The organism is Burkholderia sp. AU17457 (genome assembly GCF_002223255.1).
GTDB classification, from domain to species: Bacteria; Pseudomonadota; Gammaproteobacteria; order Burkholderiales; family Burkholderiaceae; genus Burkholderia; species Burkholderia sola.
This window is the reverse complement of sequence record NZ_NKFB01000003.1, coordinates 1,928,346-1,943,628: the sequence shown is the minus strand read 5'-3', so window position 1 is coordinate 1,943,628 and position 15,283 is coordinate 1,928,346. Positions and strand designations below refer to the sequence as shown.

At 67.3% G+C, this 15,283-nt stretch carries 16 protein-coding genes; 11 read left to right on the top strand and 5 right to left on the bottom strand.

Features of this window, described 5'->3' with window-relative positions; translation table 11 throughout:
* Positions 1-23: 23 nt before the first annotated feature.
* The 11 genes from CFB49_RS11780 (at position 24) to iscX (ending at position 8,388) form a co-directional block, all read left to right on the top strand.
* Positions 24-1,436, top strand: a complete 1,413-nt coding sequence (locus CFB49_RS11780) for a lactate utilization protein B (protein WP_089491368.1) — start codon at positions 24-26, stop codon at positions 1,434-1,436.
* Between the two features lie 128 nt (positions 1,437-1,564).
* Positions 1,565-1,792, top strand: a complete 228-nt coding sequence (locus CFB49_RS11775; protein WP_050013005.1) for a hypothetical protein — start codon at positions 1,565-1,567, stop codon at positions 1,790-1,792.
* 101 nt (positions 1,793-1,893) lie between these two features.
* The gene (locus CFB49_RS11770; protein WP_089491367.1) at positions 1,894-2,376 is read left to right on the top strand and encodes a low molecular weight protein-tyrosine-phosphatase; all 483 of its coding nucleotides are present in this window, start codon (positions 1,894-1,896) and stop codon (positions 2,374-2,376) included.
* 114 nt (positions 2,377-2,490) lie between these two features.
* A complete protein-coding gene (gene iscR, locus CFB49_RS11765) occupies positions 2,491-3,030 on the top strand; it encodes a Fe-S cluster assembly transcriptional regulator IscR (RefSeq protein WP_006401955.1) in 540 nt (179 codons plus the stop codon).
* A 65-nt stretch (positions 3,031-3,095) separates the two neighbouring features.
* Positions 3,096-4,319: an IscS subfamily cysteine desulfurase gene (locus CFB49_RS11760; protein ID WP_069621823.1), complete on the top strand. Its 1,224-nt coding sequence runs from the start codon at positions 3,096-3,098 to the stop codon at positions 4,317-4,319.
* A gap of 67 nt (positions 4,320-4,386) precedes the next feature.
* Positions 4,387-4,794, top strand: a complete 408-nt coding sequence (iscU, locus tag CFB49_RS11755; protein WP_006478389.1) for a Fe-S cluster assembly scaffold IscU — start codon at positions 4,387-4,389, stop codon at positions 4,792-4,794.
* A 65-nt stretch (positions 4,795-4,859) separates the two neighbouring features.
* Positions 4,860-5,183: an iron-sulfur cluster assembly protein IscA gene (gene iscA / locus CFB49_RS11750; protein ID WP_011885413.1), complete on the top strand. Its 324-nt coding sequence runs from the start codon at positions 4,860-4,862 to the stop codon at positions 5,181-5,183.
* A gap of 96 nt (positions 5,184-5,279) precedes the next feature.
* Entirely contained in the window at positions 5,280-5,807 is a 528-nt protein-coding gene (gene hscB, locus CFB49_RS11745) for a Fe-S protein assembly co-chaperone HscB (protein ID WP_006491598.1), read from the top strand.
* A gap of 54 nt (positions 5,808-5,861) precedes the next feature.
* Positions 5,862-7,730 carry a Fe-S protein assembly chaperone HscA gene (hscA, locus tag CFB49_RS11740; RefSeq protein ID WP_089491366.1) on the top strand — a complete coding sequence of 623 codons (1,869 nt, stop codon included), beginning with the start codon at positions 5,862-5,864 and terminating at the stop codon, positions 7,728-7,730.
* 87 nt (positions 7,731-7,817) lie between these two features.
* The gene (fdx, locus tag CFB49_RS11735) at positions 7,818-8,159 is read left to right on the top strand and encodes an ISC system 2Fe-2S type ferredoxin (protein ID WP_089491365.1); all 342 of its coding nucleotides are present in this window, start codon (positions 7,818-7,820) and stop codon (positions 8,157-8,159) included.
* 19 nt (positions 8,160-8,178) lie between these two features.
* On the top strand, positions 8,179-8,388 hold the full coding sequence (gene iscX / locus CFB49_RS11730) for a Fe-S cluster assembly protein IscX (protein WP_069621826.1): 210 nt from the start codon (positions 8,179-8,181) through the stop codon (positions 8,386-8,388).
* Between the two features lie 145 nt (positions 8,389-8,533).
* On the opposite strand, the gene CFB49_RS11725 is transcribed toward iscX, so the two are convergent.
* The 5 genes from CFB49_RS11725 to CFB49_RS11705 all read right to left on the bottom strand — a co-directional run bounded on the left by CFB49_RS11725 (position 8,534) and on the right by CFB49_RS11705 (position 15,266).
* Positions 8,534-9,262 (bottom strand): glycine zipper 2TM domain-containing protein, encoded by a 729-nt coding sequence (locus tag CFB49_RS11725; protein WP_089435265.1) that lies wholly within the window; start codon positions 9,260-9,262, stop codon positions 8,534-8,536.
* Between the two features lie 349 nt (positions 9,263-9,611).
* Entirely contained in the window at positions 9,612-11,138 is a 1,527-nt protein-coding gene (gene lysS / locus CFB49_RS11720) for a lysine--tRNA ligase (RefSeq protein WP_089491364.1), read from the bottom strand.
* A gap of 73 nt (positions 11,139-11,211) precedes the next feature.
* Positions 11,212-12,316 (bottom strand): peptide chain release factor 2 gene (prfB, locus tag CFB49_RS11715; protein WP_124504323.1). Its coding sequence is split into 2 segments (ribosomal slippage): positions 11,212-12,234 and positions 12,236-12,316, totalling 1,104 coding nucleotides; the frame shifts between segments, so codons are not numbered across the junction.
* A 161-nt stretch (positions 12,317-12,477) separates the two neighbouring features.
* A complete protein-coding gene (gene recJ / locus CFB49_RS11710) occupies positions 12,478-14,175 on the bottom strand; it encodes a single-stranded-DNA-specific exonuclease RecJ (RefSeq protein WP_089491363.1) in 1,698 nt (565 codons plus the stop codon).
* Between the two features lie 14 nt (positions 14,176-14,189).
* Positions 14,190-15,266: a regulator gene (locus CFB49_RS11705; RefSeq protein ID WP_179234888.1), complete on the bottom strand. Its 1,077-nt coding sequence runs from the start codon at positions 15,264-15,266 to the stop codon at positions 14,190-14,192.
* Positions 15,267-15,283: the final 17 nt, after the last annotated feature.

Sequence of the window (15,283 nt, the reverse complement as noted above, 5' to 3'; positions counted from 1 at the left end):
GCTCACTTTTCCCCGATACCGCGATGCAAGTCCAATCGATGCATTTCAAGGCGCGCGCCGGCCAGAAGCTGGCCGACCAGCGCCTGCAGCAGAACCTGAAGAAGCTGTCGACGAAGTTCGTGTCCGCGCGCGCCGACGCGATGACCATGATCGACTTCCCGGCCACGCGCGCCGCGCTGAAAGCGCGCCGCAATCGCGCGCTCGAGAATCTCGACGTGTGGCTCGAGGCGTTCGAGCGCGAGGCGACGCGGCGCGGCACGACGGTGCTGTTCGCCGAAACGACCGCGGACGCCGCGCGGCTCGTGGCCGACATCGCGCGCCGGCACGACGTGAGGAAGGTCATCAAGACCAAGTCGATGGTGTCCGAGGAAATGCGCCTGAACGCGGTGCTCGCCGAGATGGGCGTGCAGTCGATCGAGACGGACCTCGGCGAATACATCCTGCAGATCAACGACAACGAGCCGCCGAGCCACATCATCGCGCCCGTCGTGCACAAGGACAAGGACGAGATCGCCGACCTGTTCGCGCGCACGCATGGGCGCGAGCGGCTCACCGAGATCCCGGACATGACGCGCGAGGCGCGCGAGGTGCTGCGCCCGCATTTCATGTCGGCCGACATGGGCGTGACGGGCGGCAACTTCGTGATCGCCGAAACGGGTTCGGTCGCGATCGTGACGAACGAAGGGAACGAGGGCATGTGCACGGTGATGCCGCGCGTGCATGTCGCGGTGACGGGCATCGAGAAGGTGCTGCCGACCCTCGAGGATCTCGCGACCGCGATGCGGTTGCTGCCGCGTTCCGCGACCGGGCAGAAGACGTCGAACTATTTCTCGCTGCTGACCGGGCCGCGCGGGCCCGGCGACGAGGACGGCCCCGAGCACAACTACGTGGTGCTCGTCGACGGCGGCCGCACGGGCCTGATCGGCGGCGAATTCCAGGAGATGCTGCGCTGCATCCGCTGCGGCGCGTGCATGAACCATTGCCCGGTGTACCAGAAGGTCGGCGGTCATGCGTACGGATGGGTCTATCCGGGGCCGATGGGATCGGTGCTGACGCCGAGCTACGTCGGACTCGAGCGCACGCTCGACCTGCCGCAGGCGGCGACGCTGTGCGGCGAATGCGACAGCGTGTGCCCGGCCGGGATTCCGTTGTCGCACCTGTTGCGCACGTTGCGCGAGAAGCAGGTCGAGCGCCACCTGCGGCCGTGGCGCGAACGCGCGGCGCTCGCCGCGTGGGGGTTCTTCGCCCGGCGCCCGATGCTGTATGCGCTGGCGACCAAACTCGCGGTGCGCGTGCTCGAACGGCTGGGCGGCGACGGCGGCATGCTGCGGCGCCTGCCGATGATGGGCGGCTGGATGGATACGCGCGACATGCCGACACCGACCGGGCGCACGTTCCGCGAGTTGTACGCGGCGTCGCAAAGTCACCTCGGCTGACACTGTTCAGCGAGCGGCAACAGTGCGTTCGCTATTTGCATATTTATCTTGATAGATGCGGTCTATAGAATCTCGTCTGTAGTCCCCGGAATCGGGTTTCGGGGTACGAGGTCAACGAGGTCCGCATCATGAAAAAGACAATATCGATGTACTGGCCGCTGGCGATCGTGGTTCCGCTGGCAGCGGTTGCCTATCTGCATGCGATGGCCGATGCGCCGTCGCGCGGCCCGCTCGCGGTTCACCAGGCGTCCGCCGAACTGGCGCGCGCGGTGTCGTTCGGGCTGGTCGGCGACGCCGCCCAGCCGCTGCCGGCAGCATCCGGCGACATGGCGCTCGCTGCGCCGAAGGCGCTGTAATGCATGGCGCCGTCGCTTCGCGCGGCGGCGCGATGTCGGCCGCCTTTGTATAATGGCGCGTTCTTCTCCCACGCGGTTCGCCGCGGCTTTCCGATAGTGCGATGACGCGCGTTGCGATCTGTTTCGTCTGTCTCGGCAACATCTGCCGTTCGCCCACCGCGGAGGGCGTGATGCGCCACCAGGTCGATGCGGCCGCACTGGCCGACCGGATCGCGATCGATTCGGCCGGCACCGGCGACTGGCACGTGGGCGAACCGCCCGATACGCGTGCGCAGGCGGCGGCCCGCAGCCGCGGCTACGATCTGTCGGCGCTGCGCGCGCGGCAGGTGAGCGCGGCGGATTTCGAGCGTTTCGACCTGCTGCTCGCGATGGACGAAGCGAATCTCGCCGAGCTGCGCCGCCGCTGTCCACCGCAGCATCGCGACAAGGTGCGCCTGCTGATGGAATTCGCGCCGGGCGCGACCGAAACCGAAGTGGCCGATCCGTATTTCGGCGGCGCGCAGGGCTTCGAGCAGGTGCTCGATCAAATCGAGCGCGCATGCGCGGGCCTGCTGGAGACGCTCCGCGCGCGCACGGCGCACTGACCGCGCGCTATTCAGCGGTCTGCGAATACCCTTTCAAAGGCATGGATACTTGACTAAAAACATCAAATATTTATACTTGACCAAAATCGTCAAGATTGCAGTCCCCTAGACACCATGAGACTCACCACCAAAGGCCGTTTCGCCGTCACGGCGATGATTGACTTGGCACTGCGCCAGGAGCAGGGCCCGGTGACGCTTGCAGGCATCAGCCAGCGCCAGCGGATTTCGCTCTCGTATCTCGAACAGCTGTTCGGCAAGCTGCGCAGGCATGAAATCGTCGAATCCGTGCGCGGCCCGGGCGGCGGCTACAACCTCGCGCGTCGCGCGCAGGACGTCACCGTTGCCGACATCATCATCGCGGTCGATGAACCGCTCGACGCCACGCAGTGCGGCGGCAAAGGCACGTGCGACGGCTCGAAGCAGCCCGACGGCCATTGCATGACGCACGAGCTGTGGTCGACGCTGAACCAGAAGATGGTCGAATACCTCGATTCGGTGTCGCTGCAGGATCTCGTCGATCAGCAGCGCGCACGCGAGGGCGCCCCTGCGGTGCTGCGCGACCGGCGCGCGCCGGAGCCCGTCGCCGCACCGGCCGAGCCCGTGCGCACGATGCCGCTCGGCCCCAATTCGGTGTTCAACATCGCGAGTTCGTGAGCGCGAAGGCGCCCGCCATACCCCATAACGCACATAGTCCCTGCATAGAATACCCGGAGCGACAGATGACCCAAGAGACTCTCCACCTGCCCATCTACATGGATTACAGCGCGACGACGCCCGTCGATCCGCGCGTGGTCGACAAGATGGTGCCGTACCTGCGCGAGCAGTTCGGCAACCCGGCGTCGCGCAGCCATGCCTACGGCTGGGACGCGGAGCGCGCGGTCGAGGAGGCGCGCGAGCAGGTGGCCGCGCTCGTGAACGCCGATCCGCGCGAGATCATCTGGACGTCGGGCGCCACCGAGTCGGACAACCTCGCGATCAAGGGCGCCGCGAACTTCTACAAGGGGAAGGGCAAGCACATCATCACGGTGAAGACCGAGCACAAGGCCGTGCTCGACACGTGCCGCGAGCTCGAGCGCGACGGTTTCGAAGTCACCTATCTCGACGTGAAGGACGACGGCCTGATCGACCTCGACGTGTTCAAGGCCGCGCTGCGCCCGGACACGATTCTCGTGTCGGTGATGCACGTGAACAACGAGATCGGCGTGATCCAGGACATCGAGACGATCGGTGAAATCTGCCGCGAGAAGGGCATCGTGTTCCACGTCGATGCCGCACAGTCGACTGGCAAGGTCGCGATCGACCTCGCGAAGCTGAAGGTCGACCTGATGTCGTTCTCGGCGCACAAGACCTACGGCCCGAAGGGCATCGGCGCGCTGTACGTGCGTCGCAAGCCGCGCGTGCGCATCGAAGCGCAGATGCACGGCGGCGGTCACGAGCGCGGGATGCGGTCGGGCACGCTGGCGACGCACCAGATCGTCGGCATGGGCGAGGCGTTCCGCATCGCGCGCGAGGAAATGGCGACGGAGAACGAGCGCATCCGCATGCTGCGCGACAAGCTGCTGCGCGGCCTGTCGCAGATCGAGGAAACCTACGTGAACGGCGACATGGATCGCCGTGTCCCGCACAACCTAAACATCAGCTTCAACTTCGTCGAAGGCGAGTCGCTGATCATGGCGATCAAGGACGTCGCGGTGTCGTCGGGGTCCGCGTGCACGTCGGCGTCGCTGGAGCCGTCGTACGTGCTGCGTGCGCTCGGCCGCAACGACGAGCTCGCGCACAGCTCGATCCGCTTCACGGTGGGCCGCTTCACGACGGAGCAGGAAGTCGACTTCGTGGTCGATCTGCTGAACAGCAAGATCGCGAAGCTGCGCGAGCTGTCGCCGCTCTGGGAAATGCACCAGGAAGGCATCGATCTGTCGACGATCGAATGGGCCGCACACTGATACCGCATTGAATGCAACCGCGGGCGGATTGACGCACGCAGACGTAACGAGTCAAGGAGTCTGAGTCATGTCTTACAGCAACAAGGTTCTGGATCACTACGAAAACCCGCGCAACGTCGGTTCGTTCGCGAAGGACGACGACACGGTCGGCACGGGCATGGTCGGCGCGCCGGCATGCGGCGACGTGATGAAGCTGCAGATTCGTGTCGGCGCGGACGGCGTGATCGAAGACGCGAAGTTCAAGACCTACGGTTGCGGTTCGGCGATCGCATCGAGCTCGCTCGTCACCGAATGGGTGAAGGGCAAGACGCTCGACGAGGCACTGTCGATCAAGAACACGCAGATCGCCGAGGAACTCGCGCTGCCGCCGGTGAAGATTCACTGCTCGATCCTCGCGGAAGACGCGATCAAGGCAGCCGTGGCCGACTACAAGAAGCGCCACGACACCAAGGAAAGCGATCAGGCAGCAGCCTGAACGGCATCGAGCGGCTAGGGAAGGAAACGCGGCGGGCCCCGGCGGCGCGCCGCGGCAAGGACATCATGGCAATTACACTGACCGAAAAAGCAGCACAGCACGTGCAGAAATACCTCGTCCGTCGCGGCAAGGGTGTGGGCCTGCGGCTTGGCGTTCGCACGACCGGGTGCTCGGGGCTCGCATACAAGCTCGAGTATGTCGACGAGCTGGCCCCCGAGGATCAGGTGTTCGAGAGCCATGGCGTGAAGGTCGTCGTCGATCCGAAGAGCCTCGCCTATATCGACGGCACCGAGCTCGACTTCGCCCGCGAAGGCCTGAACGAAGGGTTCAAGTTCAACAACCCGAACGTGAAGGACGAGTGCGGGTGCGGGGAATCGTTCCGCGTGTGACGCGGCTCCCTCCGCGCGATGCGGGCAACAGGCGGCACGGGCCGCCTTTTTAATGTGCGGCGTTTGCCGCGCGACGAACCGGAATTGAACGCGACGATGGTTTCGCTGAAAGACAGCCATTTCGACCTGTTTCATCTGCCGGCGCAATTCGCGCTCGACGAGACGGCGCTCGACGCCGCCTATCGGACGGTGCAGACGCAGGTGCACCCGGACCGCTTCGCGGCGGCCGGCGATGCGCAAAAGCGCATCGCGATGCAATGGGCCACCCGCGCGAACGAGGCGTACCGCACGCTGCGCGATCCGCTGAAGCGCGCGTCCTATCTGCTGTCGCTGCGCGGCGTCGACATCGGCGCGGAAAACAACACGGCGATGGAGCCCGCCTTCCTGATGCAGCAGATGGAATGGCGCGAGGGCATCGAGGATGCCGCGGCCGCCCGCAACGTCGACGCGCTCGATGCGCTCCTCGCCGAGTTGCGCGACGAGAAGCGCGTGCGCGTCGAGCGCCTTGGCACGCTGCTCGACAGCGGTGCGGACCAGGCCGCCGCGGAAGCCGTGCGTCAGCTGATGTTCATCGAACGGGTCGCGTCGGAAGTGGGCGCGCAGATCGAGCGCCTCGAAACTTAACCGCGTGCCTTGCGGCACGCGCAGCAAACGGGCCGAGCGCCCGAACGAACCAAGATGGCTTTACTGCAAATTTCCGAACCGGGCATGGCGCCGGCGCCGCACCAGCGGCGACTCGCCGTCGGGATCGATCTCGGCACGACGAACTCGCTCGTCGCCGCCGTGCGCAACAGCGTGCCCGAAGTCCTGCCGGACGAAGCGGGCCGCGTGCTGCTGCCGTCGGTGGTCCGTTACCTCGAGAAGGGCGGCCGCCGCATCGGCCACGAAGCGAAGGAGCAGGCCGCGACCGATCCGCGTAACACGATCGTGTCGGTCAAGCGCTTCATGGGCCGCGGCAAGGCCGAGGTCGAAGGCGCGGCGAACGCGCCGTACGAATTCGTCGACGCGCCGGGCATGGTGCAGATCCGCACGATCGACGGCGTGAAGAGCCCGGTCGAAGTGTCGGCCGAGATTCTCGCGACGCTGCGTTATCGCGCGGAAGACACGCTCGGCGACGAGCTGGTCGGCGCGGTGATCACGGTGCCCGCGTATTTCGACGATGCACAGCGCCAGGCGACCAAGGATGCCGCGCGCCTCGCCGGCCTCAACGTGCTGCGCCTGCTGAATGAACCGACCGCCGCGGCGATCGCCTACGGCCTCGACAATGCGGCCGAAGGCCTTTACGCGGTATACGACCTTGGCGGCGGCACGTTCGACCTGTCGATCCTGAAGCTGACGAAGGGCGTGTTCGAGGTGCTGGCCGCGGGCGGCGATTCCGCGCTCGGCGGCGACGATTTCGACCACGCGCTGTTCGGTCACGTGCTCGCGCAGGCCGGTATCGACGCGAAGACGCTCGCGCCCGAGGACGTTCGCCTGCTGCTCGACCGCGTGCGCGTGCTGAAGGAAGCGCTGTCGTCGGCACCCGAGGCTGCGCTCAACGTGACGTTGTCGAGCGGCGCGCATCTCGTGCAGACGATTTCGCACGACACGTTCGCGTCGCTCGTCGAGCCGCTCGTGCAGCGCACGCTCACGCCGACCCGCAAGGCGCTGCGCGATGCGCAGGTCACGCCGGCCGACATCAAGGGCGTCGTGCTCGTCGGTGGCGCGACGCGCATGCCGGTGATCCGCGACGCGGTCGCCAGATATTTCGGCCAGCCGCCGCTCGTGAACCTCGATCCGGACCAGGTCGTCGCACTTGGCGCGGCGATCCAGGCCGATCTGCTCGCGGGCAATCGCGGCACCGGCGACGACTGGCTGCTGCTCGACGTGATTCCGCTGTCGCTCGGTGTCGAGACGATGGGCGGCCTCGTCGAGAAGATCATTCCGCGCAACTCGACGATTCCGATCGCGCGCGCGCAGGAATTCACGACCTTCAAGGACGGCCAGACCGCGATGGCGATCCACGTCGTGCAGGGCGAGCGTGAGCTCGTCGCCGACTGCCGGTCGCTCGCGCGCTTCGAGCTGCGCGGCATTCCGCCGATGACGGCGGGCGCCGCGCGCATTCGCGTGACCTATCAGGTCGACGCGGACGGCCTGCTGTCGGTGTTTGCACGCGAGCAGTTGTCGGGCGTCGAGGCGTCGGTCGTCGTGAAGCCGTCGTACGGCCTCGCCGACGACGACATCGCGAAGATGCTGGAAGACAGCTTCAAGACCGCCGAAATCGACATGCGCGCCCGTGCGCTGCGCGAAGCGCAGGTCGAGGCCGAGCGGATGCTCGAGGCGACGCAGGCCGCGCTGGCGGCCGATGGCGAACTGCTCGAGGCCGACGAGCGCGCGCAGGTCGACGCGCTGGCCGCGGCGCTGCGCACGGTCGCGCAGGGCGACGATACGCATGCGATCGAAGCGGCGACCAAGGCGCTGGCCGACGGGACCGACGAATTCGCGGCGCGCCGGATGGACAAGAGCATCAAGCGCGCGCTGTCGGGCCGCCGGCTCGACGAGATCTGAACCTACGAACCGCGCATCGGCCGGCAACGGCCCGCGCGATGATGAACGTGCGGCGCATGGCGCCGCACCCTGACTGACGGAACGAACATGCCTCAACTGGTGGTGCTGCCTCACGTCGAACTGTGCCCGGACGGCGCGGTGATCGACGCGACGCCCGGCAAGAGTATCTGCGACAACCTGCTCGATCACGGGATCGAGATCGAGCATGCATGCGAGAAGTCGTGCGCATGCACGACGTGCCACGTGGTGATCCGCGAAGGCTTCAACGATCTGGCGCCGTCCGAGGAGGACGAGGATGATCTGCTGGACAAGGCGTGGGGCCTCGAGCCGACGTCGCGCCTGTCGTGCCAGGCGATCGTGAAGGAAGATTCGGACCTGGTGGTCGAGATCCCGAAGTACTCGATCAACCACGCGAAGGAAAATCACTGACAGGAACCGGAGGCAGGCGATGAAATGGACCGATTCGCGTGAAATAGCCATTGCGCTGGCGGACAAGCACCCGGACATCGACCCGCAGCGGATCAACTTCGTCGACCTGCGCCAGTGGGTGCTCGAACTCGACGGCTTCAATGACGATCCGGCGCACTCCGGCGAGAAGATCCTCGAGGCGATCCAGGCACACTGGATCGACGAATCGGATTTCGACGACGAGGACTGACCGGCCGGGGCGTGCATGGCAACGATGCACGCCGCGCCAATGAAAAACGGCTCGCGAGCGCTTTGCTCGCGAGCCGTTTTCGTTTTGAGCGAACTGCCCGCGCACGACACGCAGGCAGCGGCCGCCGATGATTACACCATCGGCGTTAAGCGCCGACCAGCGTGCCGTTCTCGATCCGCACACGCTGGCCCTGGCCGAACGGCGGCGGGTTGCGGTACGTGAACGTGCGCGTCGCGCCGCTTTCCATCTGCACTTGCACCTGATAGTCGGTTTCCGCGCGAACCTGCTTCTCGACCTGGTTGCCGGCGAGCCCGCCGCCCAGCGCGCCGATGATCGTCATCGCGGTGCGGCCGTTGCCGTTGCCGAACTGGTTGCCGAGCAGGCCGCCGGCCGCCGCGCCGCCCACGGCGCCGATCCCCGAGCTCTGGCCCGGCGTGCGCGTCTGCGTGATCGAGACGACCGTGCCGCAGCTCTGGCAGTAGGTCTGCGCAGGCGCCGACGGCTGCTGCGCGTATTGCGGGGGCTGCGGGGCGGTCGTGTGACGGCGGTGCGGCGCAGCCGGGCGCGGCGCCGGCTTCGGCTCGGCCTGCGCGACGGCCGCCTTCTGCTGCGCGGCCGCCTGTTCCGCTGCCTGCCGCTGCGCTTGCGCGGCCAGCGCGGCGCTGGCGGCCGCGGCCGTATCGACGGCCGGCTGCGACGCGATCAGCGCGGCCTGGGTCTGGCCGTTCTGCTCGTTGCTGCTGGTGGCTTTCGGGAAGACGCCCGTGATCGCTGCCGTCGCCGCGAGGCTGGCGACGATGACGGCGCCGGCCGCGGTGGCGATCAGCGGGTGGAGGCGTTGCTTTTGCGGCGTGGTCTGATTCTGGTTGTCCATTTTGTTCTCCAAGGTCGATCCGGATCGGCGCACGGCGCCGCAGCAGGATCCCACGCTCGGGAGCGAGCAGACTCGGCGTTCCGGCGCCTCGTTCTGGTCCCGTAGTCATGCGTGGTGACGCAACAGGAGTGTCGTCCACGGCCGGGCGGTGCGCCGTATCAAGGTGTAACGAATTGCAGCGGGGCATGGGCGGACGTTTCCGGGAAAACCCGGAGAAGCGCGTCGCCGCGAGGGAATAAAAAGGGGGAGGATCGTAGGCCGGCGGACGCCGGCTGGCGGGATTTACGCGTCGTTACAAAGCCGACGCGTGCGCGCCACGAGGGGGGCGGCGCACACGCGGGGGCGGCCGTCAGTCTTCGCGGCGCAGGTGCGGGAACAGCAGCACGTCGCGGATCGTCGGGCTGTCGGTCAGCAGCATCACCAGACGGTCGATGCCGATCCCGCAACCGCCGGTCGGCGGCATCCCGTATTCGAGCGCGCGGATGTAGTCGGCGTCGAAGAACATCGCTTCCTCGTCGCCCGCATCCTTCTGCTCGACCTGCTTCTTGAAGCGCGCGGCCTGGTCTTCCGGATCGTTCAGCTCCGAGAAGCCGTTCGCGATCTCGCGGCCGGTCATGAACAGCTCGAAACGCTCGGTGATGCCCGGCACCGTATCCGATGCGCGTGCGAGCGGCGACACCTCAACCGGGTAGTCGATGATGTAGGTCGGCTCCCACAGTTGCGATTCCGCGGTTTCCTCGAACAGCGCGAGCTGCAGCGCGCCGATGCCTGCATTCAGGAACGCCGGTTGCGACACGTCGACGCCGAGGCGCTTCAGTTCGGTGCGCAGGAACGCGTCGTCCGACAGCTGGCCGTCGGTGTAGTCGGGTGCGTACTTCTGGATCGCCTGCGTGATCGTCAGGCGATGGAACGGCTTCGCGAGGTCGAGCTCGCGGCCCTGGTACTGGATCGTCGCGGTGCCGAGCGCATCGATCGCCGCCTGGCGGATCAGTTGCTCGGTGAAGTCCATCAGCCAGCGGTAGTCGGTGTACGCGGCGTAGAACTCCATCATCGTGAATTCCGGGTTGTGACGCGGCGACACGCCTTCGTTCCGGAAATTGCGGTTGATCTCGAACACGCGCTCGAAGCCGCCGACGATCAGGCGCTTCAGGTACAGCTCCGGCGCGATGCGCAGGAACATCTGCATGTCGAGCGCATTGTGATGCGTGACGAACGGCTTCGCGGCCGCGCCGCCCGGGATCGGGTGCAGCATCGGCGTCTCGACTTCCATGAACTCGGCGTTGTCCATGAACTTGCGGATCGACGCGATCGTCTTCGTGCGGGCGCGGAACGTGTCGCGCGTTTCCGGCGTGACGATCAGGTCGACGTAGCGCTGGCGGTAGCGCATTTCCTGGTCGGACAGACCGTGGAACTTGTCCGGCAGCGGACGCAGCGCCTTCGACAGCAGGCGCAGTTCCTTGCACTGGACCGACAGCTCGCCCTTGTTGGTGCGGAACAGCACGCCGCGCGCGGCGACGATGTCGCCGAGGTCCCACTTCTTGAACGCGTCGTAGGTGTCGGCGCCGACGTCGTTCGGCGTCACGAAGAACTGGATCTGGCCCGACCCGTCCTGCACCGTCGCGAAGCTCGCCTTGCCCATCACGCGCTTGAGCATCATGCGGCCGGCGACCGACACCTCGACCGGATTCGCTTCGAGCGCGGCCTTGTCCGAATCGGCGAATCTGGCCTGCAGGTCGGCTGCGTGGTGCTCGGGCCGGAAATCGTTCGGATAGGCGACGCCTTGCTCGCGCAACGCGCGCAGCTTCTCGCGGCGCTCGGCGATGATCTGGTTGTCGTCCGCCGTGACGGCGGGCTGCGTTTGGGTCGGTTCGGTCATGATGGTCGGAATTCGGAGTGGGGTGCGGCAACGCAAACGGGAAGGGCGGCGCGGGCCGGCCGCGCCGCGGCGCTTACACGCCCTGTTTGAGGCTCGCGCTGATGAAGTCGTCGAGATCGCCGTCGAGCACCGCCCGCGTGTTGCTCATTTCGACGTTCGTGCGCAGGTCCTTCACGCGGCTCTGGTCGAGCACGTACGAGCGGATCTGGTGGCCCCAGCCCACATCGGTCTTGCTCGATTCGAGCTTGTCCTGCTCGGCCTGGCGCTTGCGCATTTCGACTTCGTACAGGCGCGACTTCAGCATCGCCATCGCTTCGGCGCGGTTGCGGTGCTGCGAGCGGTCGTTCTGGCACTGCACGACGATGCCGGTCGGCATGTGCGTGATCCGCACCGCGGAGTCGGTCTTGTTGATGTGCTGGCCACCCGCGCCGGATGCGCGGTACGTGTCGATGCGCAGGTCGGCCGGGTTGATCTCGACTTCGATCGAATCGTCGATTTCCGGATAGACGAACACCGACGAGAACGACGTATGGCGGCCGCCCGACGAGTCGAACGGCGACTTGCGCACGAGGCGGTGGATGCCCGTTTCGGTGCGCAGGAAGCCGTACGCGTATTCGCCCGTGACCTTGACCGTCGCGTTCTTGATGCCGGCGACGTCGCCGTCGGACTCTTCGAGCACCTCGGCCTTGAAGCCCTTGCGTTCGCAGTAGCGCAGGTACTGGCGCAGCAGCATCGACGCCCAGTCGCATGCCTCGGTGCCGCCGGCGCCGGCCTGGATGTCGATGAAGCAGTTGTTCGGATCGGCCGGGTTCGAGAACATCCGGCGGAACTCGATGTCGCCGACGCGCGCCTCGAGCTTCGCGGCGTCTTCTTCGGATGCGAGAAGGGTGTCTTCGTCGCCTTCCTCGCGCGCCAGCTCGAACAGGTCGAGCGCGTCGCGCAGGTCGCTATCGAGCACGGTGAGCGTCGTGACGACGCCTTCGAGCAGCTTTTTCTCGCGACCGAGCGCCTGGGCGTTCTTCGAATCGTTCCAGACGTTCGGGTCTTCGAGTTCCTTGTTGACTTCGGTCAGACGCGCAGCTTTGGCGTCGTAGTCAAAGATACCCCCGAAGCTCGCCCGCGCGGTTGCGCAGGTCGAGCAGGGAGCTTTCGATCGCGTTGAGACGTTCCGCTTCCATGATCGTTCGCTATTCTTGCTTCGTAAAAAAGCGGAATTATAGCCGATCGGTGGGGTTTCCCGGTGACGCGGAGTGTGCTTGCATGCGCGCCGCGGCCCCGTTCGGCGCGGCACGCATGCGGCTCGCGAGTGCCGCGGGCCGGTCGGCCGGGTGCCCGGCGCTCAGCCGGCCGCGTGTTCGACGATCAGCTGGACGCGCGTCACGCCGTTCCACGTATCGGCGACGAGCCGGTACGCGACCAGCGCGCTCGCCGGCAGCGGCTCGGTGTGGTTGAACCAGATCGCGTTGAAGCGCTGGCGGCCGCGCGCCAGCTGCAGCTTCAGGTGCTTTTCCTTCACGAGCGACTGCGACACGACGTCGAATTCGCCCGAGAAAAGCGGGGCCGGAAACCCTTGCCCCCACACGGCTTCGTCGAGCAGGCCGACGAACTGCGGCGTGAAGTACGCATCCTCGAGTTCGCCGTCGGTCTCGATCACGCGGGCCAGCGCATCGTCGGACAGCCATTCGCGCGCGACGGCCTCGAACGCGGCCGCGAAGCGCGGCACGTTTTCGGTGTCGAGCGTGAGGCCGGCCGCCATCGCGTGGCCGCCGAACGCGACGATCAGGTCCGGTTCGCGTTTCGACACGAGGTCGAGCGCATCGCGCAGATGGAAGCCGGCGATCGATCGGCCGGAGCCCTTGACCCGCTTGCCGTCGTCGTCGGCGTGCGCGAACGTGAACGACGGGCGGTGGAATTTTTCCTTGAGCCGGCCGGCGACGATGCCGATCACGCCCTGGTGCCATTCGGGATTGAACAGCGTGATCGTGCATGCGTCGGCCGGATCGACGTCGGCGAGATCGGCGAGCGCCTGCTGCTGCATGCCGGCCTCGATTTCGCGGCGCTCGCGGTTCATCACGTCGAGCTGCTGCGCGAGATCCCACGCGCGGCCGATGTCGTCGGTGATCAGGCATTCGATGCCGAGCGACATGTCGGACAGCCGCCCGGCCGCGTTCAGGCGCGGACCGAGGCCGAAGCCGAGGTCGAAGCCCGACGCGGTGCGCGCTTCGCGCGCGGCGGCGCGGAACAGCGCGGCGATGCCCGGCTGCATGCGGCCGTTGCGGATGCGCTGCAGCCCCTGCGCGACGAGCACGCGGTTGTTGCCGTCGAGCCGCACGACGTCGGCGACGGTGCCGAGCGCGACGAGGTCGAGCAGGCCGTCGAGGCGCGGTTCGGCTTCCTTGCTCGCGAACGCGCCGCGGCGACGCAGCTCGGCGCGCAGCGCGAGCAGCACGTAGAACATCACGCCGACGCCGGCGAGGTGCTTGCTCGGAAACGCGCAGCCGGGCTGGTTCGGGTTGACGATCGCGCGCGCGGCGGGCAGCGCGTCGCCGGGCAGGTGATGATCGGTCACGAGCACGTCGATGCCGCGTGCGTTCGCGGCTTCGACGCCGGCGACGCTCGCGATCCCGTTGTCCACGGTGATCAGCAGGTCGGGCTTGCGCGCGGCCGCGAGCTCGACGATCTCGGGCGTGAGGCCGTAGCCGTATTCGAAGCGGTTCGGCACCAGGTAGTCGATCTGCGCGCCGAACATCCGCAGGCCGCGCACCGCGACCGCGCAGGCGGTCGCGCCGTCGCAGTCGTAGTCGGCGACAACCAGCAGGCGCCGCTTGTCGGCGATCGCGTCGGCGAGCAGCACCGCCGCATCGGCACAGCCTTTCAGCTCGGTGGGCGGAACGAGGCGCGCGAGCGCGGTCTCGATATCGACGGGCGACTGCACGCCGCGCGACGCGTACAGGCGCGCGAGGACGGGGTGCAGGCCGTGGCGCGCGAGCGCTTCGGCGTCGGCGGGCGCGACGGGGCGGGTAACGATGCGGGTCATACGGGGGGGGCGGGTTATTCGAACAGGGAGGCAAGCGCACGGCGGCGCCAGAACTTGCGCAGGTCGGCGCGTGTGGCGTGCAGCGTGACGGAGCTCGTGTCGCCGCACAGCGTGACGTCGATGCTCGCCAGCTCGCCGTTTTGCAGCGCGGCGAGCGCGGGCGCGAACCAGTCGCGCTCCAGCGCGGCGAGGCCGTCGTGCCAGCGCGCCCAGTCCTGCTCGATGAACGGGGTGGTCAGCGTCGGCAGCTCGACGAGCGTCGCGCCATCGGCGGCGGGCAGCGCGCCGAACGTCGCGGGCAGGCCGCCGGCTTCGGCTCGTGCGGCGCGTGCGAGGCCGAGCGCGGCCTGCGATGCGGACAGCACGCGCGCGAAGGGTGTGCCGACCGGCTTCAGCGTGCCCTGCGCATGGAACCAGACCGAATTGACGGCCGGCAATCCACGCGCCTCGCGGGCTTCGTTGACCGGATGCTGGAACCACGCCATCTGTACTTCGTTCTGCAGCTTCATCCACATCCGCGAGCGCTCGCCCGTATGCGCCTCGTGCGGCAGCCAGATCTCGATGTTGCGGCCGCTGGCGCGCAGCGGCGCGGCGCCGGCAAGGCGCGCGAGCTGTTCGCTCGACAGGTACCAGCGCGCCGGGTTCGGCGCTTCAAGCCGCACGCCGAGCTCCTCGATCAGCGGCCGCGCGACCGCGAGCAGCGCGGCCGCGTCGCCGTCGTCGAGCGCGAGGGCGGCCGGATCGACGAGCACGAGGTGATCGTGCGCGATTTCGACGTGCACGGGCTCGACGCACGCCCATGCCTGGGTGCCGGGATCGCCGCCGTCGGCCAACAGCATGTAGGGCGCGAGCGGCGCCTCGTCCGCGGCGTTGCCCTGCGTGGCGCCGAAGCGGCTTGCCAGCCAGCGCTCGTGCGGCAGCGTGCGCTGGAAGTCCTCGCCGGCCACACGCTCGACGAGACTCGCGCGGGCGAGCAACTTTTGGAGCGCGGGGCTGTCCAGCGTGTGCAGGGACGAGGCCGCGTCGGCCGCCGACGGCAGCGCGAACGGAACGAGAAAATGGAGGCGTCGGTCGTGCATGATGGTGCGCATTGTATGGCAAACTGCGC